Here is a 26,312-nt window from a genome sequence, read left to right as displayed (position 1 = left end):
GCTCGTTGCCCCCCAGCCCGGCGCTGCGGTGCGCCGACCCGGGGGAGCGAAGCGCCTAGCCGCGGATGGTCGCCTTCGGCTCGGCGAAGTGGCAGGCGCTGGGGTGGCCGTGCCCGAAACGGTCGATGAGTTCGGGGACCTCGGTGGCGCAGACCTCCTCGGCCTTCCAGCACCGGGTGCGGAACCGGCAGCCCGACGGCGGGTTGGAGGGGCTCGGCACGTCGCCCTCGAGCACGATGCGTTCGCGCTTGCCGCGCATGCGCGGATCGGTGAGCGGCACCGCCGACAGCAGCGCCTGCGTGTAGGGGTGGGTCGGCTGCTCGAACACCTGGTGCTTGGTGCCGAACTCGACGACGTGGCCGAGGTACATCACCGCGACGCGGTCGGAGAGGTGGCGCACCACCGACAGGTCGTGGGCGATGAACAGATAGGCCAGCCCCAGCTGCTCCTGCAGGTCCTCGAGCAGGTTGATGACCTGGGCCTGGATCGACACGTCGAGCGCCGACACCGGCTCGTCGAGGATCAGCAGCTGCGGGTTGAGCGCCAGGGCCCGGGCGATGCCGATGCGCTGGCGCTGACCGCCGGAGAACTCGTGCGGGAAGCGGTTGCCGTGCTCCGGGTTGAGTCCGACGAGCCGCATCAGCTCCTTGACCCGGTCCTTGCCTCCGTTCTTGTGGCGGCCGTAGATGCGCAGTGGCTCGGCGATGATCTCCGACACGTTGATGCGCGGGTTGAGCGACGCGTAGGGGTCCTGGAACACGATCTGGATCTCGCGACGCATCTGGCGCATCTGCCGGTGCGACATCTTCGCGAGGTCGTGCCCCTTGAAGTACACCCTGCCGGCCGTCGGGTCGAGCAGGCGCACGATGCAGCGCCCGGTGGTCGACTTGCCGCAGCCGGACTCGCCGACGAGGCTGACCGTCTCGCCGGCGTTGATGGTGAAGCTGACGCCGTCGACGGCGCGCACGGCGCCGTACTGGCGGTTGAACACCCCGCCGCGCAGCGGGAAGTGCTTGGTCAGCCCCTCGACCCGCAGGATCTCCTCGCCGCGGGGCGAGCGGGTGTGGAGCTGGTCCTCGGGAACCGGGCGCGGGGTGTCGGTGGTGGCTGCTGCGCTCATGCGTCGTCCGCCTCGATGGTGGTCCCGGTCGTGTCCTCGATGCGGTGGATCTCGTCCTCCATCTCCTGGTGGAAGTGGCAGGCCGAGCCCCGCATGGGCCCGAGCTGGAACAACGGCGGGTCCTCCGTGCGGCACGTGCGCCGGCCCTCGCCGAGGTGGCAGCGCGGGTGGAACGAGCAGCCGCTGGGCAGGTTGATGAGGCTGGGCGGCTGGCCGGGGATCGGCACGAGACGGTCCATGTCCTGGTCCGGCCGCGGCAGGCTGGACAGCAGACCGAGCGTGTAGGGGTGCTTGGGGGAGTGGAAGATCTCGTCGACCGTCCCCATCTCCACGACACGCCCGCCGTACATCACGACGACGCGGTCGGCCATCTCCGCGATGACGCCGAGGTCGTGCGTGATCAGCACCACACCGGCGTTGGTCTCTTCCTTGGCCTTGTGCAGCACCTCGAGGACCTGGGCCTGGATGGTGACGTCCAGCGCCGTGGTGGGCTCGTCGGCGATGAGGATCTTCGGTCGGTTGGCCATCGCCATGGCGATCATGGCGCGCTGGCGCATACCGCCCGAGTACTCGTGCGGGTACTGGTCGAAGCGCTGGTCGGCGTTGGGCACGCCGACCAGCTCGAGCAACTCGACGACGCGCTTGCGGGCCACGTCGGCGCTGACGTCGTCGTGGACCAGGACGGCCTCGGCCAGCTGGTCGCCGACGGTGAGCACCGGGTTGAGCGACGTCATCGGGTCCTGGAAGATCATCGCGACGTCCTTGCCGCGGACCCGGCGCATCTCCTTGGGGGACAGCTCGAGGAGGTTGCGTCCCTCGAGCAGGATCTCGCCCCGCACGATGCGTCCCGGCGGCTGGGGGATGAGCCCCAGGACGCTCATGACCGTGACCGACTTGCCGGAGCCGGATTCCCCGACCACGCCGAGGGTCTCGCCGGGGTAGACCTCGTAGCTGACCCCGTCGACGGCATGGACGATCCCGTCCGGGGTCTTGAATTCCGTGACCAGGTCGCGGATCGACAGCAGGGGCTGGACACCGGGGTCCGCGGCCGGTGCGTCGACGAACTGCGGCTCGGCGCCCATCACTTCTCCTGCTGGGTCGGGTCGAGCGCGTCGCGCAGCCCGTCGCCGACGAAGTTGATGGCCAGGGCGATGGCCACGATGGCCAGGCCCGGCATCACGACCAGCCACCACTGGGTCTGCATGGAGCTGCGGCCCTCGTTGATGAGCAGTCCCAGCGCCGGCGTCGGCGGGTTCACGCCCTGGCCGAGGAACGCCAGCGTGGCTTCCAGGAGGATCGCCGAGGCGAGGACCAGCGTCATGTTCACCAGGATCGGGCCCATGGTGTTGGGCAGCATATGGCGGAACATGATCCGCAGGTCACCCGCACCCGAGGCGCGGGCCGCCTGGACGTACTCCTTCTCGCGCAGGCTCAGGAAGATGCCGCGCACAATGCGGGCGAGCGTCGGCCAGACCAACAGCGCGATGATCATGGCGATGCGCATCGGCTGGCCCTGGCCCAGGAACGCGGCGGCGATCAGCAGCACGGCCAGCAGGGGCACGATGACGACCAGGTCGGTGAGCCGCATCAGGATGGCATCGATCCAGCCGCGGTAGAACCCGGCGATCGCGCCGATCACGGTGCCGATGAGGGTGGTCAGGATCGCGACGACCCCGGCGACCTGCAGCGAGACCCGGGTGCCGTAGATGACGCGGCTGAAGTAGTCGCGTCCGAGCTGGTCCGTCCCGAAGAGGTGCCAGTTCTCGAACGTCGGCGACAGCGACCGGTCGATGACGTTGATCTCGGCGTAGCCATAGGGAGCGATGCGTTCCGCGTTCAGGGCCACGAGCGCGACGACGACGAGGAACAGCAGGCTGCCCATGGCGAGCTTGTGGCGGAAGAAGCGTCGGCGGAACAGCTGCCACTGGCTGCGGACGACGATCTGGCTGCCGTCGTGGTACTCGGGGTCCTCGACGGCGGGCTCGTCCGGGGTACGCAGCCGGGCGTCGTCCGTCGCGATCTCCGCGCCACCGGCGCCCCCGTTGACCGGGATCTCCTGCGGGAGCGCGCCGCCGCGGTCCCGGGGCGTCGACGAGTCACTCATAGCGGATCCTCGGGTCGAGGTAGCCGTACAGCAGGTCGGCCACGAGGTTCGCGACCATCAGGAAGAAGCCGACGATGACCAGCCAGGCCATGATCGGGTAGGGGTCACGGCGGCCGAGGTAGTTGATGAAGTAGCGGCCCATCCCGTCGAGCCCGAACACGGTCTCGATCACGATGGCGCCGGAGATCAGGGTGCCGAACGAGAGCGCGGCGACGGTGACGGTCGGGATCAGCGCGTTGCGCATGATGTGCCGCGTGGTGATCTTGCGTTCCGGCAGGCCCTTGGCCCGTGCGGTGCGGATGTAGTCCGAGGACATGACCTCGAGCATCGAGGCACGCATGTAGCGGCTGTAGCTCGCCACGGAGAAGATCGCCAGCGAGGCGACCGGCAGCACCAGGTGGTGGGCGCGGTCGAGCCAGAAGGCGAGCCCCGTCCCGGGATTCGCCGACGACAGGTTCGCGATCGGGAAGACCCGGACACCCGTGGCGAAGTAGATCCGCACCACGATCACCTGCAGGATCAGCGCGAACCAGAACGACGGCATCGAGAAGCCGATGAAGCTGAGTGTCGTCGTCGAGTAGTCGAAGACGCTGTACTGACGTTTGGCGGACAGCACGCCCAGCGCGACGGCGACCACGAACGCGATCAGCTCGGCCGCGACGACGAGTTGGAGGGTGTTGCCCATCACCCGCTGCAGGTCGGGCCAGATCGGCCGTGGCGAGAGCAGGTACTCGCCGAATCCGCCGCCGGGGATCTGCTCGAGCCAGCGGATGTACTGGACGGGGAAGGGGTCGTCCAGGCCGCGCATCTCCCGGACCCGGTCGATCTGTTCCTGCGTGATGTTCGGCTGCGCCCGCAGGTCGGCGAGCGGGTCTCCGACGGAGGAGACGAACCCGAAGGTGAGGAACGTCGAGAGGATGAGGATGGGGATCGTGATCAGAAGGCGGCGCAGCGCATAGTTGAGCACCCGACGAATCCTTCCCGGTAGGAGGACATCGAGGACCGGGCGGGGGCCGGCGCCCGTTTCGTCCGAAACGGACGCCGGCCGGGAAGCTAGCGAAGGCTTCCGGTTCCCGTCATGCGCCGGTCACTCGGTGCGCGCCCAGCTGGCGGAGTTCCAGAACTGGGTCTGGTTCGTCGCGTTCAGCTGCGGACCGGTGATGGAGTTCTCCCACGCCAACAGCTGCGGCTGCTGGAACAGCGGGACGACCGGCGCCTCGTCGGCGAAGACCTGCGCGGCCTGGTTCCACAGCTCGGCGTTGGCCTCCGGGTCGACGGTGGCGTTGGCCTCGTCCATCAGGTCCGTGATCTCCTGGTTGCACCAGGCGGTCCAGTTCTGGGGACGCAGCGTGTCGCCGTCGCAGCCGTAGATGTTGGCGTTGCCGGACGGGTCGGGGGAGCCGACCCAGGCGAACAGACCGATGTCGTAGTCGCAGACACCGCCGCAGTTGTCGGGGGTGTTCAGACGCTCGAAGAAGGTCGCACCCTCGTCGTTCTGGATGTCGATCTCGATACCGACCTGCTGCAGGTCGGCCTGGATCAGCTGCTGGGTGAGCTCACGTCGCTCGTTGCCGCCGGTGGTGCTGATGCGGAACGAGAGGCGGGTGCCGTCGCACTCGAAGATGCCGTCGTCACCCTCGGTGCAGCCGTTCTCCTCGAGAAGGGCACGGGCAGCCTCGGGGTCGTAGTCGTTCTGCTCGTAGTTGGGCTCGTAGTACTCCGAGTTGGCCATCCAGAACGGGTTGTTCAGGACGACCGCCTCCGGGTCCACGGGCCGCACGAGCGTGTCGACGATCTGCTCGCGGTTGATGCCCATGGCGATGGCCTGACGCACGTACTGCTGGTCGAGGCCGTCCACGAGGGTGTTGAAGTCGATGTGCTCCCAGACCGGGCCGAGGCCGACCTCGTAGTTGACGCGGTCCGAGACCTCGTCGAGCTGCTGGACGAGCTCGATCTGCGGCTGCGGGTCGTACATGTCGATCTCGCCACCCTGCATCTGCTGGGTCAGGGTGGTGGTGTCCGGGACGTAGCGCATCACGATCTCGTCGAGCGCGACGTCGCCGTCCCAGTAGGCGTCGTTGCGGACCAGGCGCAGCTGGGTGCCGCGGTCCCACGAGTCGAACACGAACGGGCCGCCGGAGACCTCCGGGAGCTCGTCGTTCATGACCGTCTCCCAGTCCTCGCCCTCGAGGACGTGGGCCGGGAAGACGTTGCTGAACAGCAGCTGCCAGGCCGCGTACGGCTCGGAGAAGTTGAAGGTGATCGTCTTGTCACCGTCGACTTCGTAGTCCTCGATCAGCTCGTAGCCCGAGCGCGAGGTGATCTGGTCGGCGTGCGGGGCGTCCTCGTCGTAGATCTCGAGGGTGAAGATGAAGTCGTCGACGGTGATCGGCGTCCCGTCGGACCACTCCGCCTCGTCACGGATGGTGTAGGTGACGCTGAACGGGTCCTCGGTGTACTCCGCCTCACCGTCGATCAGCCACGGCGCGTAGGAGAAGTCCGGCTGGATGACGTAGGCACCCGGGAAGACGTTGTTGAACACCTTCGAGGTGACCAGCGAGTTGCCGTCGATCAGGGTGCCGTTGAGGATCGTCGGCTCCTGCTCGTCCCCGAACAGGATCGTGCCGCCCTCGACGGTGGCAGCCTCGCCTTCGGCCTCCTCGCCCTCGCCTTCGGCCTCCTCGCCCTCTTCCTCGGCGGGGGCCTCGGCTTCGGTGCCGGGCTCCTCGGGCTCTTCCGCCGTCTCGCCGCCGCCGCAGGCGGTGGCGACGAGCGCAGCGGCCATGACGAGGCCCACGCCTCGCCATCGCCGGATGCTTGGTGACCGCATGTATCGCTCCTTGGTTTTGGATATGCGAGTCCCGGACGCGGTCATCGGATCCGCCCTCGCGGGCGCTCTCCCGTCCGGTGACTCAGGTCCCTCACGTGACGCCGTGGAAGACCGACCAGCGGCCTACTACGGTGGCAGTAGGAACGTAGCACCGGTCGAACGTCTCCCAACGGAACATGTCCGCTCACCGGACGTTCGGACCCTGTCCACCGCGGACCCTAGCCAGTCGCCGCAAGACCGCGCGGACGTTGACACGTAGTCCGCACGCAGTAGGTGGGCGGGCGGTGCCGGGCGCGGCGTGCCCTCAGGTCCGTGAGGCGCGGCGGCGGTACAGGAACGTCGGCGGGGCCTCGTCGTGGGGCCGGACCGCCTGCACGCGTGCGTCGCCGGGGGCGAGCGCCACGATGGCGCAGAGGTGGTCGTACTCCGCGGCGCTCTCGACCTGGTCGGTCAGCATCCACTGCCGCCGCCCGCGACCGCGGGCGAGCAGTCCCCCGGACACCCGGGTCGGCTCACCGGGGGTGGGGCGGCCGCCGCGCAGGATGCTGGCGGCCGTCGGTCGGGTGCGTTCGATGCCGCGGACGACGTCCCACGACAGCCGGCGCTGTCGGAGGAAGCTCACCAGACGGATGCCGTCGCGCGAGACGACCACGTGGCGGGGGTAGCCGAGCAGCACGGCCAGACCGCTGAGCACGCCGACGGCGAGGAAGGTCAGCGCGACCGCACCCCCACCGGTGCCGGTCAGGCCCCAGAGCCCGAGCAGGACCAGCAGCGGCGGCGTGCCCAGCACCGCCACCAGCCCCCGCAGGGAGGTGTAGAGGGTGAGGGGTTCGTCGCCGCGGTCCATGCCGGCCGAGGCTAGCCGTCGGCCGCGGCGGCCTCGCGCTCGGCGGCGGCGACGGCGCGCGCGTTGACGATCGGGAACGCGAGGACGACGGCGACGGTCATCACCCCGGCAGCGGCGAACCACGGGGCGCGAAGCCCGAACGCGCTGGCCGTGAGCCCGCCGACGAGGGCGCCGAACGGCATGGCACCCCAGCCGAGGAAGCGGAAGACGCTGTTCACCCGGCCGAGCAGTTCGTCGGGGACGAGGCGCTGGCGCAGGGAGATCGTGATGACGTTCCACATGACGGCCGCGAAGCCGTAGAGGGCCTGCGCGAACAGGTAGACGACGACGTTGCCGGTCACCGCCACCACCAGGGGCGCGAGGCCGACGGCGACGAGGGTGGTGCGAAGCGCGTTGCTGCTGCCGATCCGGCGCGCGACCCGCTCGGCGCCGAAGCTGCCGACCAGCGACCCGGTGGCACCGGCGACGAACAACAGGCCGAAGGCGGCCTCGCTCAACTGCAGGACGGACTCGTCGCCCACGACGAACAGCGCCAGGATCGAGTACCAGATCATGGTCGCGCCGTTCATGGCGGCGGTGAGCAGCGCGAACGTGCGCAGCAGGCGGTGTTCGCGCAACCAGGCCAGGCCCTCGCGGATCTCCGCGACGGCCCGCGGCTTGCCCGGCGGCGTGATCGTCGCGGCCGGGCTGGCGGGCGAGGGGTCGGACGCGATCAGCTCGCCCTCGGCCGGCGCGAGGGCCTCGGCCTGCGCGGACAGCCGGCGCGAGCGTCGGTGGTCGCGTGAGTACGTCCCGGTCATCGCGAAGATCAGGCCCGCGGAGATCGCGAACGTGCCGGCGTCGAGCAGGATCGGCAGCGCCGCCGCGATCCCGAACAGCCAGGCGCCGAGGGCCGGGCCGACGAACTGGTTGGCGACGACCTCGCCGGCGAAGAGGCGCCCGTTGGCCTTCTCCAACTGGTGCCTGCGCACGACGGCCGGCATGAGGGCGTTGGCGGCGTTGTCGAAGAGGACCTCGAACGTGCCCAGCCCGATGGCCACGGCGTACAGCAGCCAGATGCTGGCGACGTCGAGGAGGATGGCCGTGCCGAGCACGGCCATCAGCGCGAAACGGACCGCGTTGGCGACGTACATCAGCCGTCGGCGGTCGACGCGGTCGGCGATCACGCCGGCGTGGAGCGAGAACAGCAGCCACGGCAGCCGCCCGGCGATGGCGACACCGGCGAACAGCAGCGGATCCCGGGTCAGCGCTTCCGCCAGCAGCGGGATGGCGGCGGAGTCGATGCCGTCGCCGAGGTTGGACGTCGTCGAGGCGGTCCACAGCTTGCGGTAGTTGCGACCGAGGCCACGCTCGACCGCCGGCGGATCGCCCGCCCTGCGGCCGCGCTGGTCGACGTCGGTCACCTCGTCCCCCTCATGACGGGAGTGGCCGCTCCGGACTCCCCACGGCGGCGCGCCCCGAGCGCCGCGCGAGACGGTAGAGAATGTCTAGTCCCTCGCCAGTCACGGGGCGCGTGGCGCACGATGGGCGGCGTGTTCCGTGGCGGGCATCCGCGCACGTCGACCGTCCCTGTCCAGGAGGCCCCGGGCGGGCTAGGCTCCCGGAGGCGATGCGGGCGGGGCCTGCCCGCTCGGAAGCGAGGTGCGGGGATGACACGACGCAACGAACCCCTCGAGACCCTGCTCGGGCCGCTCGAGCAGGAGGTCATGGACGTGTCCTGGCGCCTCGGTGACGCCACCGTCCGTGACGTCCACGACGAGCTCGCCAAGGTGCGCGGTATCGCCTACACGACGGTCATGACGACGATGGCCCGGCTGGCCAGCAAGGGGCTGCTGGAGCGCGACACGGCCGGTCTGGCCCATCGGTACCGGCCGGCGATCAGCCGCGAGGAGTACGCCCAGGCGGCAGTCGGGGACGTGTTGTCCTGGCTCTTCGAGCGGTATCCCGAGCCGGCGGCCGCCTACCTCGCCGACGTCGTCGACGACGTGGACGGGGTCACGCTCGACGAGCTCCGGGCGGCGGTCGAGCGCCGTCGCAGCGCCGAGCGCTGAGCCCAGTGGACCTCGGTGTCCTGCTGACGCTGCCGCTGGAGTCGGTGGCGGTTCGCGCGATCCTCGCGACCCTGGGGTGCATGGTCCTCGTGCGCAGCCTGCTGCGCACGGGCCTGCGGGCACCCTCGGTGCGGGTCGCCACCGCGTTGGCGCCGGCCACGGCGGTCGGCGGGGTGGTGCTGCTGACGTGGGGGAGTCTGCACCTGCCGTCGCTGATGCTGCCGGTCGAAGCGGCCGACGCCCTGCCGATCCCCGTGCGCGACGGCTACCTGCACTTCGCGCCGATCGCGGCGCCGCTGCTGGTCGGGCTGTGGGCGGGCGTCGCCGGTCGGCGGGTGTGGCGGCGGAGCCGTGCGTTCCGCACGGCCCGGCGGCACGCCCTGTTGGCGCTTCGCGAGGGCCGCTCCTCGCCGGCGGCACAGGCGATCGCGGCCCGGCTGGCCGGACGGCTCAAGGTGCCGACCCCGGCGGTCGCGCTGCTGCCGAGCTGTCCCGGCGGTGCGCTGGTGGTCGGCACGCGGCGGCCGGTGGTGCTGCTCGGCGAGGACCTGGTCGAGCGGCTCGACCCGGCCGAGCTCGAAGGGGTCATCGCGCACGAGCTGGCCCACGTCCGTCGCCGCGACAACCTCGTGTCGGGTCTGCTCGGGGCCGTCCGCGACCTCACCTTCTTCGTGCCCGGCGGCGGCTGGGCGGTCCGCCAGCTGCACCGTGAACGCGAGCTCGCCGCCGACCAGGTCGCCGTCGCGGTCACCGAACGACCGGGTGCGCTGGCCAGCGGGCTGCTGAAGGTGATCGAGGCGGGCCCGTCGGCGCCCCACCCCTGCGCGGCGCTCGCGCCCGGCGGGTCGCTCGTCGACCGGGTCCGGCTGCTGGTCGAGGAGCAGCCGCCGGTCACGACACGACGCCGGCTCGTGGAGTCGGGGGCCGTCTCGGGCGCGGTCGTGGTCGCCGTCACGGCGGCGCTGGTGGTCCCGACCGTCCTGACCGGCGCCGAGCACCAGCGCGACGCCGTCGCGGTGGTCTGGTCGGCCACCACACAGGTCTCGTCGACCGACGCGACCCTGCCGTCCGCGCCGGCCCGCGCGTTCGGGGTGTACCGACGCAGCAACCTCGAGGTCGGCCAGCCGAGCGTGGTCGGCGTCGCACAACTCGACGAGCGCAGCTACGAGAACCGGCGCAGCACGCTGCGGGCGTGTGGTGAGGACGCCGCCGCCTGTCCCGCCGTCGAGCGGCACGTCGGCCTCGGGCTGCGGCCGCGTCCGGACATCCGGGTCGACGACGCGCTGACGAACCGGTGGCAGGGAGCGACCCCGGTCGTGTCCGGCGGCCAGGCGGGGGACGGCTTCCGGGTGTACTGGTTGCAGCGCGCGCAGTGACCGCGCCGGCGGCGCCGGCACCCGGGCCGCCGGCGAGGCGCTGCTACCCTCGCCGTTCGTCCGCTGTCCAAGTCCTCCGAGGGATCCTCCGTGCTCGTCGGCATCCTCGTCACCCTGCACGTGCTGCTGTCGCTCGTGCTGATCCTGTTCATCCTGCTCCACCGCGGGCAGGGCGGCGGACTGTCCGACATGTTCGGCGGCGGCGTCGGCGGCGGCCTGCAGGGCTCCGCAGTGGTCGAGCGCAACCTGGACCGGCTGACGATCGTCACGGCCGTCCTCTTCGGCCTCACCAACTGCGCCCTCGTCGTCCTGCTCTGACCTTGGTGCCCGCCGCGCGCTCCGTCGCGTGGCTGGCGCTGGCCGCCATGCTGGTGGCGGCCTGCACGGGACGTCCGGCCACCGGTCCGGCCCAGGCGCCCTCGCCCGCGACGGCTCCTGCTCCGCCGGCGGCGGCCAGCGGCGTCGGTGGCACGCTGCGGATCGCGCTGACGGTGGACCCGGCCAGCATCGATCCCCGCTTCGTCGCCGACGACGAGGGTGACCTCGTCGTCGGCGCCCTCTTCGACCCGCTCGTGCGGCTGGACGACGCGCTCGCCGTGGTGCCGGCCGCGGCCGAACGGTGGGAGGTCGACGAGGATGGTCGCCGCTTCGTCTTCCACCTGCGGGAGGCCCGCTTCCACGACGGCACCCCCGTGACCGCCCAGGACTTCGAGCGCAGTTTCACCCGGCTCCTCGACGGGACCGCCCGGCCACCGTCGTACCTGGGTCACCTGCTCGAGCCCGTGGTCGGCGCCGATCAGGTGCAGCAGCAGGGCGGCGCCGTTCCCGGGCTGCGGGCGGTGGACGAGTCCACCCTGGAGATCCGGCTCAGCTCGCCGCAGCCGGGCTTCCTGCGCACCCTGGCCGACCCGAGCCTGGTGCCGCTGCCCGAGGTCGCCGACCGGGATCCCGATGGCTTCGCTGCCCGACCCGTCGGCAACGGACCGTTCGCGATGACCGAGCCGCGCGAGCCCGGCCAGTTCCTGCGACTGACCCGGAACGCCGACCATCATCGGCCACCGCTGCTCGACGAGGTGGTGCTGTCCGTCTATCCCGACGACACCACCCGCGACGCGCAGTGGGACGACCTGCTCGAGGGGCAGTTGCACGTCGCCGAGGTCCCCACCGATCGCCTCGACGAGGCGCGCGAGACCTTCGGCGCCTCGCCCGACGGCTACAGCGGACCCGGTCTGCTCGACGGCATCACGGCGACGACCTACCTCTACGGCTTCGACGTCGACCAGCCACCGTTCGACGACCTCCGCGTTCGCCGGGCGCTGTCGCTGGCGATCGACCGCACGGAGCTGGCCAACGAGGTGCTCGCCGGCGCCCGCGTGCCCGCCTTCGGGATCGTGCCGCCACCGGTACCGGGCTCCCAGGCGCGCGCCTGCGGCGACTGCCGCCACGACCCGGACGAGGCCCGGGCCCTGTGGGCCGAGGTCGTCGCCGAACGGTCGCCGGGCTCGCCACCGGCAGACGAGGCGGCCGACGCGGCGACGGACGAGGCGGCGGACGGGCCGTCGGAGGGCAGCGAGGCACCCGAGGACGGCGCCGGCGACGCGCAGAGCGGCACCGACGCAGAACCTCGCCCGGCCGGTGACGGAACCGCCGGCGCTGCGGCCGACGACGCGGCCGGCGAGGTGGCCGACGACGCGGCCGCGTCGGCGCAGGACGAGGAGCCGCCGCTGCCCGAGGACCTCGCGCGGATCACCCTGACGCACAACCGCGGCCGCACCCACAGCGCCATCGCCGAGCGGATGGCTGCCGACATCGAGGCGACCCTCGGCATCGCGGTCGACCTCCAGGCGCTGGACCTGCCGGCGTTCGTCGAGCGGGTGCGTGACGGCGAGGCCGGGCTGTTCCGGGTCGGCTGGGACACCAACGAGCCCGACCCGGGTGCCTACCTGGTGCCGCTGTTCCACGGCGCCGAGACCGGCCGCGACAACCTGACGGGCTACCGCGACGGCGAGGTGGACACGCTGCTCGAGGAGGCCCGTGCCGAGGCGGATCCGGCGGCGGCCCGTGCCCTCTGGCGCGAGGCCGAGCAGCGCATCCTCGACGACCTGCCGGTCATGCCGCTGCTGTGGTACCGCCAGTCCCGAGCGGTTGCGCCGGAGGTCGAGGGCCTGCGCTGGGACGCGTTCGGGCGCGTCGACCTGGCCCGCGTCGGGCTCGCGAGCGACTGACGGTGGGCGGCCCGAGAACCTCTTCGCAGCACGCGCCGACGACCGGTCGTCGTGCCTCACGGGGCCGGTCGCGGACTCGTCCGCGCGTTGGCGGGTCCCTGGCGGAGCGGCTACGCTTCGCGCCTCCACGGGCGGCTCACGCCCGGTCACGCGCGAGTGGCGGAATAGGCAGACGCGCACGGTTGAGGGCCGTGTCCTCGAAAGAGGGTGGAGGTTCAAGTCCTCTCTCGCGCACGATCGACAGCATCTGAACGCCCCCGACTCCGGTCGGGGGCGTTCATCGTTGCGGCGGCTCCAGGGCACCTGCCTCTTCCCGGCGCGGCGGCCCGCCGTAGCGTTGGTCGCCGACCGGACGAGGTGACCACGGGGGGAGCGATGTCCGTGACGACGTGGCATGCGCGTGTCGCGCTGACCGCCGCGATCGGCGCCGTGGCGGCCGGCCCCGGGGTCACCGCCGCGGTGGCGTCCGCGCCGGCACCGCCCTACGTGGTGGTGGTCCGTGAGGGCGCCGACGCGGCGGTGGTGGCCGCGCGTCACGGCGTGGAGACCGGTCATGTCTACACGGAGACGCTGGACGGCTTCGCCGCCGACCTCACCGCCACCCAGTCACGAGCCCTGGAGCGCGACCGCGACGTCGAGGTGCTGGTGGCCGATCACGAGTTCCACGTGCCGCCCGACGAGGCCGAGGCGGTGCCGGCAGCCTCCCGGTTCGTCGCCGAGGAGCAGACCGTGAGCACGGGCGTACGTCGGGTCGGCGGCCTGGAGAGCCCGACCGCCGCGATCGACGGGTTCGACGAACGGGTCGACGCGGACGTCGCGATCATCGACGCCGGGGTCGACCCGGACCATCCCGACCTGCACGTCGTGGAGACCATCGGGTGTGCGGCACCGGCCTTCCCGGCCCGGCCGATGGGCGACCACGGGACCCACGTCGCCGGCATCGCCGCCGCGCTGGACGACGACGCCGGCGTGGTCGGGGTCGCGCCGGGCGCGCGGATCTGGTCGATCCGGGTGGCGGACCTGCAGGGCGACATCCGCCTGTCCTCGCTCGTCTGCGCCGTGGAGTGGGTGGCGGACAACGCCGACACGATCGACGTCGCCAACCTCAGTCTGGAGGCGCGCCGCGACGCGCCCGTGACGGCGGATTGTGGGGTCGTCGACGGCCAGCCCCCCGATCCGCTGCACCGGGCGATCTGCCTCGGCGTCCAGCGCGGGGTCACGTTCGTCGCCGCGGCCGGCAACCGCAGCATCGACGCACGCTACGTGGTCCCGGGCGGCTACCCCGAGGTGATCACCGTGTCCGCCTACGCCGACTTCGACGGCGAGCCGGGCGGGACCGCCGCGCCCGACTGTCCGGAAGCGCCGTTGCCGGAGGTCGACGACACGCTGGCCTTCTTCTCCAACCACGGATCGGCCGTCGACGTCGCCGCCCCGGGCGTGTGCATCCGCTCGACCGTGGCAGGTGGCGGCTACGGCGTCATGCACGGCACGAGCATGGCCGCCCCCCACGTGGCGGGCGCCGTGGCACTGCTGCGCGCGACGACACCGCAGTCGACACCGGCGCAGGTCCGGGACGATCTGCTGGCCGCCGGCGAGCCGGGCCCGCTCCCGGAGGACCCCGACGCCTATCCGGAGCCACTGCTGGACGTCAGCGGGTTCTGACGGTCAGGCCTGGCCGGCCCGATCTGGCGCGTCGGCGCGCCGTCGGCGTCGCGGGCCGGTGGGATCCAGTGGTTCGCTGCGCAGCGCCCGCAGCAGGCTCCAGATGATCACGAGTCCCAGGACGAAGAACGGGAAGCCGAGCACCGTGATCACGTCCTGCAGCGCCTCCAGGCCGCCGATGGCCAGCAGCGTGGCGGCGACCGCCCCCTCGACGACGGCCCAGAACACACGCTGGCGCGTCGGTGGGTCGTCGTCCACGTCGCTGGAGCACAACATGTCCACCACGAGTGAGGCGGAGTCGGACGACGTCGTGAAGAAGATGACCACGATCAGCACGGCGAGGCCCGACACGATCCCGGCGAGCGGGAAGTTCTCCAGGAAGACGAACAGGGACACCGGCACGTCGTCCACGACCGCGTCGCTGATGGCCCCGTCCTGGGTGAGGTCGAGGTCGATGGCGGCCAGGCCGAAGCTCGCGAACCAGATGATGGTGAACGCGGTCGGCAGGAACAGCACCCCCAGGACGAACTCCTTGATGGTGCGGCCCTTGGAGATGCGTGCGATGAAGATGCCGACGAACGGCGCCCACGTGATCGTCCACGCCCAGTAGAAGACGGTCCAGTTGCGCTGCCAGCCCGTGTCCTCCAGCGCGTCGGTCCAGAACGCGAGGAACGGCAGGCTGGTCAGGTAGTTGCCGGTCGACTCCACGATGCCGCGCAGCATCAGCAGCGTCGGACCGAAGACGACCACGAAGACCAGCAGCGTGACCGCGAGCCCGATGTTGAGGTTGGACAGCCGGCGGATGCCCCGGTCCAAACCGAGGGCGACCGAGACCACCGCGACGGCGGTGACGAGCGCGATGAGCCCCATCTGCACCGTCAGGCCCTCGTCCAGGGGCGTGAGGTAGGCCAGCCCGCTGTTGATCTGGAGGGTCCCGAGCCCCAGCGACACTGCCACACCGAACAGGGTGCCGAGCACGGCCAAGGTGTCGATCGCCCAGCCGACGGGCCCCCGCACGCGGTCGCCGAGCAGCGGGTGCAGGACGCTGCTCACGCGCATCGGCAGGCCACGGCGGTAGGCCATGTACGCGAAGCCGAGTGCCGGCAGCCCGAAGATGGACCAGGTATGGAGCCCGAAGTGGTAGAGCGTGAAGCTCATCGCCTCGGTGGCGGCGTCGAGCGAGCGGGGCTCGACGTCGCCCAGCGGCGGTTCGGCGAAGTGGGAGATCGGCTCGGCCACGCCCCAGAACATCAGGATGGTCCCGATCCCGGCCGCGAACAGCATTCCGAACCACACCGGGTTGCTGTACTGGGGCCGGTCGTCGTCCGCGCCGAGCCGGATCCGGCCGTAGCGGCTGAACGCGATCCACAGCAGGAAGCCGAGGAACGTCGTCACACCGAGGATGTAGAACCAGCCGGTCGCCTCGAGCAGCTGCACGGACGCGGTCTCGAACGTCGACGCGACCGTCTCCGTGAACGCGATCGTCACGACGATGAAGAGCACGGTCAGCGCGGCGGACACCCCGAAGACGACGGGGTTCGTGCGCAGGCCGAGACGATCCAGAACGGTGCGCATGACGGGGCCTTCGGGGGTGGGGCGGCCACGCGCCGCCCGTACCCGATCGAACCTAGGCAGCCGCCGACCACGGTCGACCGAACCGACCACGGCCGCGGGGTCAGGCCTCGGCCAGAACGACGGCCGACCGTGCGGCTGCCGGGGCGGGGCGGGCTAACGTCGCGCCACCGTGGGACACGGACGGCCCGGCGAGGAGGCGACGTTGGCGACGCGGCAGGTGGCGACGGGCGAGCAGGACGCCGCACAGGACCCGGGCTTGACCCCGGCCGAGCAGGAGCAGTTGCTGGACGCGCTGGAGGCGGCGCTGGAGGGCGATTTCAGCGCGCGTCTTCGGATCCGCCGGGCGGGGCTGGCGGGGGAGCTGGCCAAGGCGCTCAACGACCTGCTGCGCCGCAACGTCGCCATGACGGAGGAGCTCGACCGGGTCCGGCGCCGGGTCGGGCGTGACGGGCGCCTGCGCGAGCGGGCGTCGCTGGGGCGGGTGCAGGGGGCCTGGGCCGAGCAGGTCGACGCCGTCAACCAGCTCGTGGACCATCTGGCCGAGCCCGTCGGCGAGATCTCCCGCGTGCTGTCGGCCGTTGCGGACGGCGACCTGTCCCAGCGTCTGGTGCTGGACGCCGGCGACCGCCCCTTGCGGGGCGAGTTCTTGCGCATCGGCCGCAGCGTGAACGCGATGGTGGGCCAGCTGTCGGCGTTCGCGGACGAGGTCACCAGGGTCGCGCGCGAGGTCGGCACGGAGGGCAAGCTCGGCGGCCAGGCCCGCGTCCGCGGCGCCTCCGGCACGTGGGCGGACCTGACCGACAGCGTCAACTCGATGGCGCGCAACCTGACCGACCAGGTGCGCAACATCGCCGAGGTGACGACGGCCGTCGCCCAGGGCGACCTGTCGCGCAAGATCACGGTCGACGCCCGGGGCGAGATCCTGGAGCTCAAGACCACCATCAACACGATGGTGGACCAGCTGTCGGGCTTCGCCGACGAGGTCACGCGTGTGGCCGGCGAGGTCGGTACCGACGGCAAGCTCGGCGGACAGGCACGGGTCAAGGGGGTGTCGGGCACCTGGAAGGACCTGACCGACAACGTGAACTCGATGGCGCGCAACCTCACCGACCAGGTGCGCAACATCGCCACGGTCGCCACCGCCGTGGCCCACGGAGACCTCTCCCAGCGGATCACGGTCGATGCCGAAGGCGAGATCCTCGAGCTCAAGACCACGCTGAACCGCATGGTGGACCAGCTGTCGGGCTTCGCCGACGAGGTCACGCGCGTGGCCCGCGAGGTGGGTACGGAGGGCAAGCTGGGCGGGCAGGCCCGCGTGGAAGGCGTGTCGGGTACGTGGGCGGACCTGACCGACAGCGTCAACTCGATGGCGCGCAATCTGACCGACCAGGTGCGCAACATCGCTGACGTCACGACGGCCGTGGCGCACGGTGACCTCAGCCGCCGCATCTCCGTGGACGCCCGCGGCGAGATCCTCCAACTCAAGGACACCATCAACCGCATGGTGGGCCAGCTGTCGGCGTTCGCGGGCGAGGTCTCGCGGGTGGCCCGGGAGGTGGGGGCCGAGGGCAAGCTCGGCGGCCAGGCCAGGGTCGAGGGCGTGTCGGGCACGTGGGCGGACCTGACCGACAACGTCAACTCGATGGCGGGCAACCTGACCGACCAGGTGCGTGACATCGCCGAGGTGACGACCGCCGTGGCCCAGGGCGACCTGTCGCGCAAGATCACGGTCGACGCCCGGGGCGAGATCCTGGAGCTCAAGACCACCATCAACACGATGGTGGACCAGTTGTCGGGCTTCGCCGACGAGGTCACGCGTGTGGCCGGCGAGGTCGGTACCGACGGCAAGCTCGGCGGACAGGCACGGGTCAAGGGGGTGTCGGGCACCTGGAAGGACCTGACCGACAACGTGAACTCGATGGCGCGCAACCTCACCGACCAGGTGCGCAGCATCGCCGCGGTCGCCACCGCGGTCGCCGACGGTGACCTCTCGCGGCGCATCACGGTCGACGCGCGTGGCGAGATCCTCGAGCTCAAGGAGACCATCAACCGCATGGTCGGCCAGCTGTCACGGTTCGCCGACGAGGTCACGCGTGTGGCCCGCGAGGTGGGCACGGAGGGCAAGCTGGGCGGGCAGGCGCGCGTCCAGGGCGTGTCGGGCACGTGGGCCGACCTGACCGACCACGTCAACCAGCTGGCGGCGAACCTGACCACCCAGGTCCGCGCGATCGCCGACGTCTCGACGGCCGTGACGCGCGGTGACCTCAGCCAGCGCATCGAGGTGGAGGCCAGCGGCGAGGTCGCCGAGCTCAAGGACACGATCAACCAGATGATCGTGAACCTGTCGGAGACCACCGAGGCCAACACGGCGCAGGACTGGCTCAAGACCAACATCGCCCAGGTGTCGACGATGTTGCAGGGCCAGCGCGACGTCACGGCGGTGGCGACGCAGGTGATGTCGCACGTGACACCGCTGGTGGATGCGCACAGCGGTGCGTTCTACTGCCTGGACCGCAACGACGAGTCGGCCACGCAGGACGCCGAGCTGCGCCTCATCGCGAGCTACGCCTACACGCAGCGCCGCAACGTCTCCAACCGGTTCGTCCTGGGGGAGGGGCTGGTCGGCCAGGCGGCCCTGGAGCGCATCCCCATCCTGGTGACCGAGGCACCGGCCGAGTACGTGGTGCAGTCCGGGCTGGGCGAGGCGGCGCCCGTCAACGTGCTGGTCATCCCGATCCTGTTCGAGGACGAGCTGCTGGGCGTGCTGGAGTTCGCCTCCCTGCATCCGTTCTCGGACACCTCGAGGCAGCTGCTCGATCAGCTCGCGGAGACCCTCGGCATCGTCCTCAACACCATCGAGGCGACGATGCGTACCGAGGAGCTGCTCGAGCAGTCGCAGGGCCTGACCCAGGAACTGCAGGCGCAGTCCGAGGAGCTGCAGGCCCAGCAGGAGGAGCTGCAGCAGACCAACGAGGAGCTCGAGGAGAAGGCGGAGCTGCTGGAGGCGCAGAAGCGGGCCATCGAGCTGACCAACGCGGAGATCGAACGCGCACGCGCCGAGGTCGAGGAGCGGGCCGAGCAGCTGGCGCTGTCGTCGCGCTACAAGTCCGAGTTCCTGGCCAACATGTCGCACGAACTGCGAACGCCGCTGAACAGCATGCTCATCCTCTCGCGCATGCTCGCGGACGACGACGCGGCCGGCGAGGAGCAGCGGGAGTTCGCGGAGACCATCCACCGCTCTGGCAACGACCTGCTCGACCTCATCAACGACATCCTCGACCTGTCGAAGATCGAGGCGGGCCGCATGGACGTCGACGCGGAGCGGGTCGTGCTGGCCGAGGTCGTGGAACCGCTGCGCCAGACCTTCGCGCAGGTGGCGGCCGACAAGGGGCTCACCCTGGAGGTCGAGCTGCGCGACGTGGCGGACGAGCTCTACACCGACGTGCGCCGCCTGCAGCAGATCCTGAAGAACCTGCTGTCGAACGCGATCAAGTTCACCGACGAGGGCGGCGTCCGGTTGGAGGTCGTCACCGCGCCGGACACGGATCCGGTGGTCGCCGGCCTCGGCGGGGGCGACTTCGTCGCCTTCCGCGTGGTCGACACCGGCATCGGCATCAGCGACGAGCAGCGGCTGGTCGTGTTCGAGGCCTTCCAGCAGGGGGACGGCTCGCGCAGCCGTCGCCACGGCGGGACCGGGCTCGGCTTGTCCATCAGCCGCGAACTGGCCAACCTCCTCGGCGGCATCATCACGCTCGACAGCACCCCCGGCGAGGGGTCGACGTTCACCCTCTACGTCCCGGTCACCTACGCGGAGCAGCAGCGCACGACCGCCCCGGCGCCGGCGGCGCCCGCGGAGCGCCTGACACCGATCGAGCCGATGGACGCGGCCCCCGAGCCCCTTCCGGCGGTCGAACCGGTCGTCGCGGCGGCGCCGGGCGTCGACGACGACCGCGACGAGGTGCACCCGGGCGACCCGTGCCTGCTCGCGATGCTCAGCGACGAGGCGGCGGCGGAGCGGGTCGTGCGGTTGGCCCGCGCCGGCGGCCACCGGGTGCTGGTCGCCCTCGATCGGGCCGCCGGCTTTGCCCTGGCGACCGGGTTCCGACCCAGCGGCATCCTCCTCGACGGGGGCTCGGCCGGCGAGTCGCTGGCGACCCTCACCTTCCTGAAGCGCCGGCGCGAGACCCGGCACGTCCCGGTGTGCGTCGTGCTCGACGGCTCCGACCACCGCCCGGCGCTGCGGACGGGCGCCGCGTTCGCGCTGGACGCCGATCCCGACGAGGCCGCCCTGGAGATCGCGATCGCCCGGGTGATGTCGCTGGGCCTCGACACGACCCGTCGGGTGCTGGTGGTCGAGGACGACGAGGTCTCGCGGCAGGCGATCGGCGAACTGCTCGCCCGCGCCGAGGGCATCGAGGTCGCCGCGGTCGCATCCGGCAAGGAGGCGCTCGACGTGCTCGACGAGGGGCGCACCGACCTGCTGGTGCTCGACCTCGGTCTGCCGGGGGAGACCGGCATGAAGCTGCTCGAGGAGGTGCGGCGCCGCGATGGCCTGCGCACGCTGCCGGTGGTCATCCACACCGGCAAGGACCTGACCCGCGACGAGGAGGCGCGGCTGCGCCGGTTCGCACAGACCATCGTGCTGAAGACGGTCGGTTCGCCCGCCCGCCTGCTCGACGAGGTCCTGCTGCACCTGCACCGCCCCGCGTCGGCCCTGCCCGACGACCAGCGTCAGGAGCTCGAGGAGTTGTACGCCGCCGACGAGGCGCTGCGCGACAAGCGCGTGCTGGTCGTCGACGACGACGAGCGCAACGTCTTCGCGCTCACCCGCGCCCTGGAGAGCCAGGGCATGTTCGTGGACACGGCCGAGCACGGTCGCGAGGCGCTGGAGCGGGCCCGGGCCGCGGCCACCCCCTACGACGTGGTGCTCATGGACATCATGATGCCGGAGATGGACGGTCACGAGGCCACGCGCCGACTGCGGCAGCAGCCCGGCTACGAGGACCTGCCCATCATCACGCTCACGGCCAAGGCGATGCGCGAGGACCGGGCCGAGAGCATCGCCGCCGGCGCGTCGGACTTCATCAGCAAGCCGGTCGACGTGGATCAGTTGCTCTCGCTGCTGCGGGTCTGGCTCTACTGATGGCCGAGCAGGGAGCCTCCCGGGGCGTCACCCCGGCCGCGTCCGGCACCGTGGAGGACGTCGAACTCGATCTGCTGCTCGAGGGCATCCAGCGCGTCTACGGCTACGACTTCCGCAACTACGCGCGGGCGTCGCTGCGTCGACGGCTGTGGCGGCGCGTGACGGCCGAGGGCCGGGTCAGCCTGGCCGGCCTGCTGGAGACGATCCTCCACGACCCGCAGGCGATGGAGCGCCTGCGCGTCGACCTCTCGGTGACCGTCACCAGCATGTTCCGCGATCCGCCCTTCTTCCGTTCGCTGCGCGAACGTGTGCTGCCGGTGCTGGCGACGTACCCGTTCGTGCGGGTCTGGGTGGCCGGCTGCGCCTCGGGGGAGGAGGTCTACTCGCTGGCCATCCTGCTGCGCGAGGAAGGTCTGGCCGACCGCGTCCGTATCTACGCGACCGACGTCAGCGACGAGATACTGGCCCGCGCGCAGCAGGGCCGGGTGCCGCTCGACAAGATGCGGGACTACTCGTCCAGCTACCTCGAGGGCGGCGGTCACGAGGGCCTGTCGCAGTACTACGAGGTCGACGGTCGCTGGGCGGTGCTCGATCCGACGCTGCGCGACGGGGTGGTGTTCGCCCGCCACAACCTCGCCACGGACGGGACGTTCAACGAGTTCAACCTCATCCTGTGTCGCAACGTGCTCATCTACTTCGATCGCAGTCTGCAGCAGCGCGTGCACCGGCTGTTCGACGACAGCCTGGCCCCGCTGGGCATGCTGGCGTTGGGCGCACGTGAGTCGTTGGTCGGCTCCGGGCTCGAGGACCGCTACGAACCCGTCGACGCCGAGGTGCGGATCTACCGGAGGATGGCGGCGTGAACCAGGTCCGGCGGCTGCTCGCCATCGGTGGCTCGTGGGGCGGCATCAGCGCAACGCGTGCCATCCTCCCGCGGCTGCGATTGCCGGACGACACCAGCGTGGTGCTGGTCCTGCACCGCCAGCCAATCCGCAGCGAACTCGCCCCGATCCTCGCCCGTGGCGGCACCCTTCCGGTCGTGGAGGCCGAGGACAAGATGGCGCTGGCGGCCGGTACGGTGCACGTCGCGCCGCCGGACTATCACCTGCTGGTCGAGCCGGGGTGGCTGTCGCTGAGCACCGAGGAGCCCGTGAAGTTCAGCCGCCCCTCGATCGACGTGCTGTTCGAGTCCGCCGCCCAGGCGTTCGCCGAGCGGGTCGTCGCCGTGGTCCTGACCGGGGCCAGCGACGACGGGGCCGCAGGCGCCCTGGCGGTGCGTCGTCACGGAGGGACGGTCATCGTGCAAGATCCGAGGACGGCCGAGCAGGGCATCATGCCCCGCGCGGCCATCGAGGCCGGCGCGGCCGAACAGGTCGCGCCGCTGACCGAGCTGCCCGAGGTGATCGGCACCGCGCTCGCCGGCGTGGCGGTGGCGGAGGAGCGCCCGTGAGCGAGCCGACCCGGATCCTGATCGTCGACGACGACCCGCAGTTCCGCGAGATCGTGCGACTCGTGCTACGCCGGGCTCCGGACTTCGAGTTCGTCGGCGAGGCCGGTGACGGGCAGGCCGGGGTGGAGGCCGTGGAACGCCTCCGGCCCGACGTGGTGCTGCTCGACCTGATGATGCCGGTCGTCGACGGGTTCGCGGCCCTGCCGATGATCCGGGCCGCGCACCCCGACGCCGCCGTCATCATCCTGACGGCCCTGGACGCCGAGGAAGCCGCCGAGGGCATGCTGCTCGGCGCCGCGGGCTTCGTCGAGAAGCGGCACATCGCGGACCGCCTCGAGTCACTCGTCCGGGTCTGCGCCGAGGTCCGCCAGAACGGCTGACGCCGCCCGCCCGAGCACACGGAGGCGCAGGCCTCGCAGCCTGCGCCTCCCCCCGTTAGTCCGGACGCGTCGGCAGCCGACGCATCGAAGGCGAAGGTACGGCAGCCCGGGCGCCGCAGGGCCCGAAACGCGTCGAGATGTCTCTGCGGGGCGTCGAGATCTCTCGACGCCCCGACCTCACACGCCGCGCAGCCGACGCCGCAGGTCCTCGCGATCGTTCGCCCCGAGCTTGTGGACGAGCGCGGAGACGTGGGTGCGCACGGTGCCGTGCGAGACCACCAGGCGCTCGGCGATCTCCCGGGTGGTGAGACCCTCGCGCAGCAGCTCGGCGACGTCCCACTCGCGACCCGTGAGCGCCACGTCGTGGCGCCCGTTCACGCGCAGACGTGCCGGATGGGGCCGCAGGCGGAACGCCTGGATGACCGGCAGGACGAGGTGGCGGGGGATGGCCGCCTCACCCGAGATGGCCCCTTTCAACGCGAGCGGCAGCCGCGCCGGGTCCGTGTCCTTCAACAGGTAACCGACCGCGCCGACACGCAGCGCCGCCAACAGGTCGTCGCGCGACTCGGACACGGTGAACATGACGACCAGGACCGTCGGTGCGGCGACGGCGATCTCGGCGGCGGCCCGCAGGCCGCCGCCCGGCATCCGCACGTCCAACAGCGCGAGGTCGGGCCGCAGCGACACGACCTGGTCGACCGCCTGGCTGGCGTCGGCGGCCTCGCCGACCACCTCGAAACCGGCGGGCTCGAGGATGCGTCGCGTCTGCTCCCGGACCCGCGCGTGGTCGTCCGCGATCACGATGCGGGTGGGGGGCAGGGTCACGCGGAGACCTCGATGCGCGTGCCCACGCCGGGACGGGAGACCAGTCGGAAGTCTCCGCCGAGCGCCTCGGCGCGCTGGCGCATGCTGTCCAGACCGACGCCCCGTGGCGTGCGGTCGGGATCGAAGCCCCGGCCGTCGTCCCGGATCACGAGTCGCAGCCCGTCCCGGGTCTCCAGCACCAGTTCGATGTGCTCGGCGCCGCCGTGACGGACGGCGTTGGAGATCGCTTCGCGCACGATGCGCAACAGCGCCTCGGCCGCGCCCGGGCCCAGGTCGAGCCCCGGGTCGACGCGTGCCTCCAGCCGCGCCCCGCCACGCTCGGCGAGCTCGACCGCGATGCTGCGCACGAGCTCGCCCAGCGCCTCGGGTGGCGGCCGCAGCCACGTGGTCACGACCGACCGGGACTCCTCGAGCGCGCGGCGTGAGCTCGACCGCCAGTCGTCGAGGTCCTCGGTGGTGACGTCCTCGGGGAGGCCGACCATCGACAGGCCGCGGTTCAGGAACGTCAGCTCCTGCAGGACGCCGTCGTGCAGCTCCCGGGCGAGGCGGCCGCGCTCCTCGCGCGCACGCGCCTCGGCCAGCAGGTGCCCGTAGCGCTCCAGCTCGGCCGCGGCCGCGATCAGCAGCACGGCGAGCCCGACGGTGCGCAGCACGTCACCGACGGTGATCTGGTCGGAGAAGTGCGTCGGTTCGAGGGCCAGGTGCACACGCGAGAAGCCGGCGAGCACACAGGCGGCGGCCACCCACGTCAGGAACGCCTGCCGCTCACGCTGCAGGTCGCGCACGAAGCCCACGGCCGCCGCCAGGAACGCGACGGCGCCCCCCAGTTCCAGGACCATCGTCAACGCCGCGGGCCGCAGGTCGGACCCGACGAGCGTGTACGCCGGCGGCAGCACGGCAGCCTGCACGAGCACCGCCCAGAGGGCGACGCCGGCCGCCGCCGCCGCCACCGCCGCCACGACCTTCCGGCCCGGGCGCTCGAGCCCCGCGCGCGGCGTCCACGCAGCCACGAGGAAGGCCAGCGCCGCCTGGAAGCGCAGGAACTCGACCAGCCACGCCGCGGCGCGCGGACTGCCGGTGACCGGGAACCAGGCGGCGACCCACCACGTCGTGGCGATGGAGAGCGCGAGCACGCACAGCGCGATGCCCAGCAGGAAGTCGCTGCGGCGGCGCATCTGCGTGACGCGCAGGAAGGTCAGCGCGGCCGTCAGCACGACGACCGCGAACATCGCGGCCTCCAGCGACGCCCGGATCTCCGCGCCCGTGACGATCGCCGGCTCGCCGTCGGGAAGCAGCAGGAGCAGGAACGAGAACACGCCGGCCGACGCGGCGACGGGCAGCACCACGGTGGCCGAGTCGGTGTGGCCAGCCGTGGACCGCGCGTCGGAGCGTCGTCGGTGGAGGAGACGATCGACCGACGTCACTGACCGGCTCCCGGGACGGGTGTCACCATAGAACCCTGAAGAGAAGCTGGGCGCACACGAATTTCGCCGACGCACCTTCGCGGGCCGCGATCCGCGCGAACGGTCGCGCCGGCAACGCTGAGTGGGACCCCCTTCCCCCGCCGTGCGCCAGGGAAGGGCGGCCATTTCGGGGACCGCTGCCCCGTTGACCCACCGGTCGGTCACTGCCGAGACTCGACATCGCGGGTCGACGACCGCGGGGGATCACCGGGACGGGACGCCGTCGCGGCGCCCGGGGGGATCGGCACCGCGGCGATCGCATCCACCGGGGAGAGCTCTCCACCGCCGAGCAGGTCCCGTTCCCGTAGCGACGCGCTCCCGATCGGGAGCCGAAGGAGAGACCAGATGCGTCATCGAATCCTGCCCGCGCTCCTGGCCGGCGGACTGCTGGTCACCGGCAGCACCGCCGCCCTGGCCGGTCCCGAGGACGGCGACGGCGGTGGCACCACGCTCACCCTGTACGCCGTCGAGGCGAGCTTCACCTACATCACGGCGACCGGCGAGGTGTTGTCCGACGACGAGGCCGAGTCCGAGCAGACCCTGCCCTCGGCCGGCGACCGCTTCGTCTTCGTCGACGAGTTGTACGCCGACGAAGCTCGCACGGAGCGCGTGGGGCGCAACGACGGCGAGTGCACGTTCACGGCATTCACCGGCGAGACCGAGGAGGAGTTCCAGGCCAGCCTGGTGTGCCACGGGGTGGTCACCGTCGACGACACCGGCTCCCTGGCCTGGCAGGGCGCCCTGCAGTTCAGCGCCGCCGAGGTCGATCCCGAGCAGCCGTTCGCCACGGTCGCCGTGACCGGCGGCACGGGCGGCCTGGTCGGCGCCGACGGTCAGGTCCGCATCTTCGACACCACCGCGGAGGGCGACGAGCAGTCGACCACCCGTTACGAGGTCGAACTTCTCGGGTAGCGCCACGGAAGGGACGCGGTACGCGGCGGGAGGCGGCGCCTCCCGCCGCTGCCGTGTCACTCCCGGCTCACCAGCTTGAAGAACGTGCTGGTCTCCCCGTCCGCCTTCTCCTCCTGGTAGAGGAAGGCCAGGTTCGCGGACTCGAACTTCTCGAACCACGCGTCCCAGTCGACGTGCTCGAGGTCCTCTTCGTCTGCGCCGTAGCCCTGGACGTCGAGGGTGAGCACCCCGGGCGAGCCGTCGTCCTCCTGTGTGCCACGCGGGGTCGCGGGCACGGCGTTGCGAGCCTGCGCCCAGGCGCGGATCGTGTCGTGGTCCGTGGTCGTCGTGCTGTCGCTCATGCGTCCTC

General features: G+C 71.6%; 21 protein-coding genes and 1 tRNA gene. 11 read left to right on the top strand and 11 right to left on the bottom strand.

What is annotated here, in order from left to right:
* Window positions 1–55 precede the first annotated feature (55 nt).
* The 7 genes from ACERM0_RS01300 to ACERM0_RS01270 all read right to left on the bottom strand — a co-directional run bounded on the left by ACERM0_RS01300 (window position 56) and on the right by ACERM0_RS01270 (window position 8,304).
* Window positions 56–1,120, bottom strand: coding sequence for an ABC transporter ATP-binding protein (locus ACERM0_RS01300; protein WP_373676682.1), 1,065 nt, complete (start codon window positions 1,118–1,120; stop codon window positions 56–58).
* Window positions 1,117–2,202, bottom strand: coding sequence for an ABC transporter ATP-binding protein (locus ACERM0_RS01295; RefSeq protein ID WP_373676681.1), 1,086 nt, complete (start codon window positions 2,200–2,202; stop codon window positions 1,117–1,119). Before ACERM0_RS01295 ends, ACERM0_RS01300 begins: the two co-directional genes overlap by 4 nt.
* Window positions 2,202–3,224 (bottom strand): ABC transporter permease, encoded by a 1,023-nt coding sequence (locus tag ACERM0_RS01290; protein WP_373676680.1) that lies wholly within the window; start codon window positions 3,222–3,224, stop codon window positions 2,202–2,204. Before ACERM0_RS01290 ends, ACERM0_RS01295 begins: the two co-directional genes overlap by 1 nt.
* Window positions 3,217–4,191 carry an ABC transporter permease gene (locus ACERM0_RS01285; RefSeq protein ID WP_373676679.1) on the bottom strand — a complete coding sequence of 325 codons (975 nt, stop codon included), beginning with the start codon at window positions 4,189–4,191 and terminating at the stop codon, window positions 3,217–3,219. The genes ACERM0_RS01290 and ACERM0_RS01285 overlap by 8 nt, the downstream gene beginning before the upstream one ends.
* A gap of 120 nt (window positions 4,192–4,311) precedes the next feature.
* The gene (locus ACERM0_RS01280) at window positions 4,312–6,054 is read right to left on the bottom strand and encodes an ABC transporter family substrate-binding protein (RefSeq protein WP_373676678.1); all 1,743 of its coding nucleotides are present in this window, start codon (window positions 6,052–6,054) and stop codon (window positions 4,312–4,314) included.
* Window positions 6,055–6,358: 304 nt separating this feature from the next.
* The gene (locus ACERM0_RS01275; RefSeq protein WP_373676677.1) at window positions 6,359–6,901 is read right to left on the bottom strand and encodes a hypothetical protein; all 543 of its coding nucleotides are present in this window, start codon (window positions 6,899–6,901) and stop codon (window positions 6,359–6,361) included.
* 11 nt (window positions 6,902–6,912) lie between these two features.
* Entirely contained in the window at window positions 6,913–8,304 is a 1,392-nt protein-coding gene (locus ACERM0_RS01270) for an MFS transporter (protein ID WP_373676676.1), read from the bottom strand.
* Window positions 8,305–8,550: 246 nt separating this feature from the next.
* Here ACERM0_RS01270 and ACERM0_RS01265 point away from each other — a divergent pair, with 246 nt between their 5' ends.
* The 6 genes from ACERM0_RS01265 to ACERM0_RS01240 all read left to right on the top strand — a co-directional run bounded on the left by ACERM0_RS01265 (window position 8,551) and on the right by ACERM0_RS01240 (window position 14,215).
* On the top strand, window positions 8,551–8,952 hold the full coding sequence (locus tag ACERM0_RS01265; RefSeq protein WP_373676675.1) for a BlaI/MecI/CopY family transcriptional regulator: 402 nt from the start codon (window positions 8,551–8,553) through the stop codon (window positions 8,950–8,952).
* A gap of 5 nt (window positions 8,953–8,957) precedes the next feature.
* Complete coding sequence (locus ACERM0_RS01260; protein WP_373676674.1) at window positions 8,958–10,328, top strand: M56 family metallopeptidase; 1,371 nt, start codon at window positions 8,958–8,960, stop codon at window positions 10,326–10,328.
* 90 nt (window positions 10,329–10,418) lie between these two features.
* The gene (gene secG, locus ACERM0_RS01255; RefSeq protein ID WP_373676673.1) at window positions 10,419–10,646 is read left to right on the top strand and encodes a preprotein translocase subunit SecG; all 228 of its coding nucleotides are present in this window, start codon (window positions 10,419–10,421) and stop codon (window positions 10,644–10,646) included.
* A gap of 5 nt (window positions 10,647–10,651) precedes the next feature.
* A complete protein-coding gene (locus ACERM0_RS01250; protein ID WP_373676672.1) occupies window positions 10,652–12,553 on the top strand; it encodes an ABC transporter substrate-binding protein in 1,902 nt (633 codons plus the stop codon).
* A gap of 150 nt (window positions 12,554–12,703) precedes the next feature.
* A tRNA-Leu gene (locus ACERM0_RS01245) sits at window positions 12,704–12,787 on the top strand.
* Window positions 12,788–12,934: 147 nt separating this feature from the next.
* On the top strand, window positions 12,935–14,215 hold the full coding sequence (locus tag ACERM0_RS01240; protein WP_373676671.1) for a S8 family serine peptidase: 1,281 nt from the start codon (window positions 12,935–12,937) through the stop codon (window positions 14,213–14,215).
* A gap of 3 nt (window positions 14,216–14,218) precedes the next feature.
* On the opposite strand, the gene ACERM0_RS01235 is transcribed toward ACERM0_RS01240, so the two are convergent.
* Window positions 14,219–15,790: a BCCT family transporter gene (locus tag ACERM0_RS01235; RefSeq protein WP_373676670.1), complete on the bottom strand. Its 1,572-nt coding sequence runs from the start codon at window positions 15,788–15,790 to the stop codon at window positions 14,219–14,221.
* A gap of 202 nt (window positions 15,791–15,992) precedes the next feature.
* Here ACERM0_RS01235 and ACERM0_RS01230 point away from each other — a divergent pair, with 202 nt between their 5' ends.
* Genes ACERM0_RS01230 through ACERM0_RS01215 form a run of 4 tightly spaced genes read left to right on the top strand, consistent with a single transcriptional unit; the run spans window position 15,993 to window position 22,763 of the window.
* Window positions 15,993–20,933, top strand: coding sequence for a HAMP domain-containing protein (locus ACERM0_RS01230; RefSeq protein WP_373676669.1), 4,941 nt, complete (start codon window positions 15,993–15,995; stop codon window positions 20,931–20,933).
* Window positions 20,933–21,796 carry a protein-glutamate O-methyltransferase CheR gene (locus ACERM0_RS01225; protein WP_373676668.1) on the top strand — a complete coding sequence of 288 codons (864 nt, stop codon included), beginning with the start codon at window positions 20,933–20,935 and terminating at the stop codon, window positions 21,794–21,796. Before ACERM0_RS01230 ends, ACERM0_RS01225 begins: the two co-directional genes overlap by 1 nt.
* Window positions 21,793–22,383 (top strand): chemotaxis protein CheB, encoded by a 591-nt coding sequence (locus ACERM0_RS01220; RefSeq protein WP_373676667.1) that lies wholly within the window; start codon window positions 21,793–21,795, stop codon window positions 22,381–22,383. Before ACERM0_RS01225 ends, ACERM0_RS01220 begins: the two co-directional genes overlap by 4 nt.
* A complete protein-coding gene (locus ACERM0_RS01215; protein ID WP_373676666.1) occupies window positions 22,380–22,763 on the top strand; it encodes a response regulator transcription factor in 384 nt (127 codons plus the stop codon). Before ACERM0_RS01220 ends, ACERM0_RS01215 begins: the two co-directional genes overlap by 4 nt.
* A gap of 177 nt (window positions 22,764–22,940) precedes the next feature.
* Here ACERM0_RS01215 and ACERM0_RS01210 read toward each other — a convergent pair whose 3' ends face one another.
* Entirely contained in the window at window positions 22,941–23,588 is a 648-nt protein-coding gene (locus ACERM0_RS01210) for a response regulator (protein WP_373676665.1), read from the bottom strand.
* On the bottom strand, window positions 23,585–24,934 hold the full coding sequence (locus ACERM0_RS01205) for a sensor histidine kinase (RefSeq protein ID WP_373676664.1): 1,350 nt from the start codon (window positions 24,932–24,934) through the stop codon (window positions 23,585–23,587). Before ACERM0_RS01205 ends, ACERM0_RS01210 begins: the two co-directional genes overlap by 4 nt.
* A 462-nt stretch (window positions 24,935–25,396) precedes the next feature.
* Here ACERM0_RS01205 and ACERM0_RS01200 point away from each other — a divergent pair, with 462 nt between their 5' ends.
* Window positions 25,397–25,963 (top strand): hypothetical protein, encoded by a 567-nt coding sequence (locus ACERM0_RS01200; RefSeq protein WP_373676663.1) that lies wholly within the window; start codon window positions 25,397–25,399, stop codon window positions 25,961–25,963.
* A 56-nt stretch (window positions 25,964–26,019) separates the two neighbouring features.
* Here the strand turns inward: ACERM0_RS01200 and ACERM0_RS01195 are convergent, their stop codons facing one another.
* Window positions 26,020–26,304, bottom strand: a complete 285-nt coding sequence (locus ACERM0_RS01195) for a hypothetical protein (protein ID WP_373676662.1) — start codon at window positions 26,302–26,304, stop codon at window positions 26,020–26,022.
* Window positions 26,305–26,312: the final 8 nt, after the last annotated feature.

The organism is Egicoccus sp. AB-alg2, assembly GCF_041821065.1.
Lineage (GTDB): Bacteria > Actinomycetota > Nitriliruptoria > Nitriliruptorales > Nitriliruptoraceae > Egicoccus.
Note: the sequence above shows the minus strand (reverse complement) of the source record. Positions and strands in the feature narration are given on the sequence as shown.

Excerpts from the sequence above, each read along its gene's own strand:
- ACERM0_RS01290 (WP_373676680.1), bottom strand. The coding sequence starts at position 3,224 with ATGAGTGACTCGTCGACGCCCCGGGACCGCGGCGGCGCGCTCCCGCAG.
- ACERM0_RS01235 (WP_373676670.1), bottom strand. The coding sequence starts at position 15,790 with ATGCGCACCGTTCTGGATCGTCTCGGCCTGCGCACGAACCCCGTCGTC.
- ACERM0_RS01280 (WP_373676678.1), bottom strand. The coding sequence starts at position 6,054 with ATGCGGTCACCAAGCATCCGGCGATGGCGAGGCGTGGGCCTCGTCATG.
- ACERM0_RS01300 (WP_373676682.1), bottom strand. The coding sequence starts at position 1,120 with ATGAGCGCAGCAGCCACCACCGACACCCCGCGCCCGGTTCCCGAGGAC.
- ACERM0_RS01265 (WP_373676675.1), top strand. The coding sequence starts at position 8,551 with ATGACACGACGCAACGAACCCCTCGAGACCCTGCTCGGGCCGCTCGAG.
- ACERM0_RS01200 (WP_373676663.1), top strand. The coding sequence starts at position 25,397 with ATGCGTCATCGAATCCTGCCCGCGCTCCTGGCCGGCGGACTGCTGGTC.
- ACERM0_RS01195 (WP_373676662.1), bottom strand. The coding sequence starts at position 26,304 with ATGAGCGACAGCACGACGACCACGGACCACGACACGATCCGCGCCTGG.
- ACERM0_RS01225 (WP_373676668.1), top strand. The coding sequence starts at position 20,933 with ATGGCCGAGCAGGGAGCCTCCCGGGGCGTCACCCCGGCCGCGTCCGGC.
- ACERM0_RS01275 (WP_373676677.1), bottom strand. The coding sequence starts at position 6,901 with ATGGACCGCGGCGACGAACCCCTCACCCTCTACACCTCCCTGCGGGGG.
- ACERM0_RS01295 (WP_373676681.1), bottom strand. The coding sequence starts at position 2,202 with ATGGGCGCCGAGCCGCAGTTCGTCGACGCACCGGCCGCGGACCCCGGT.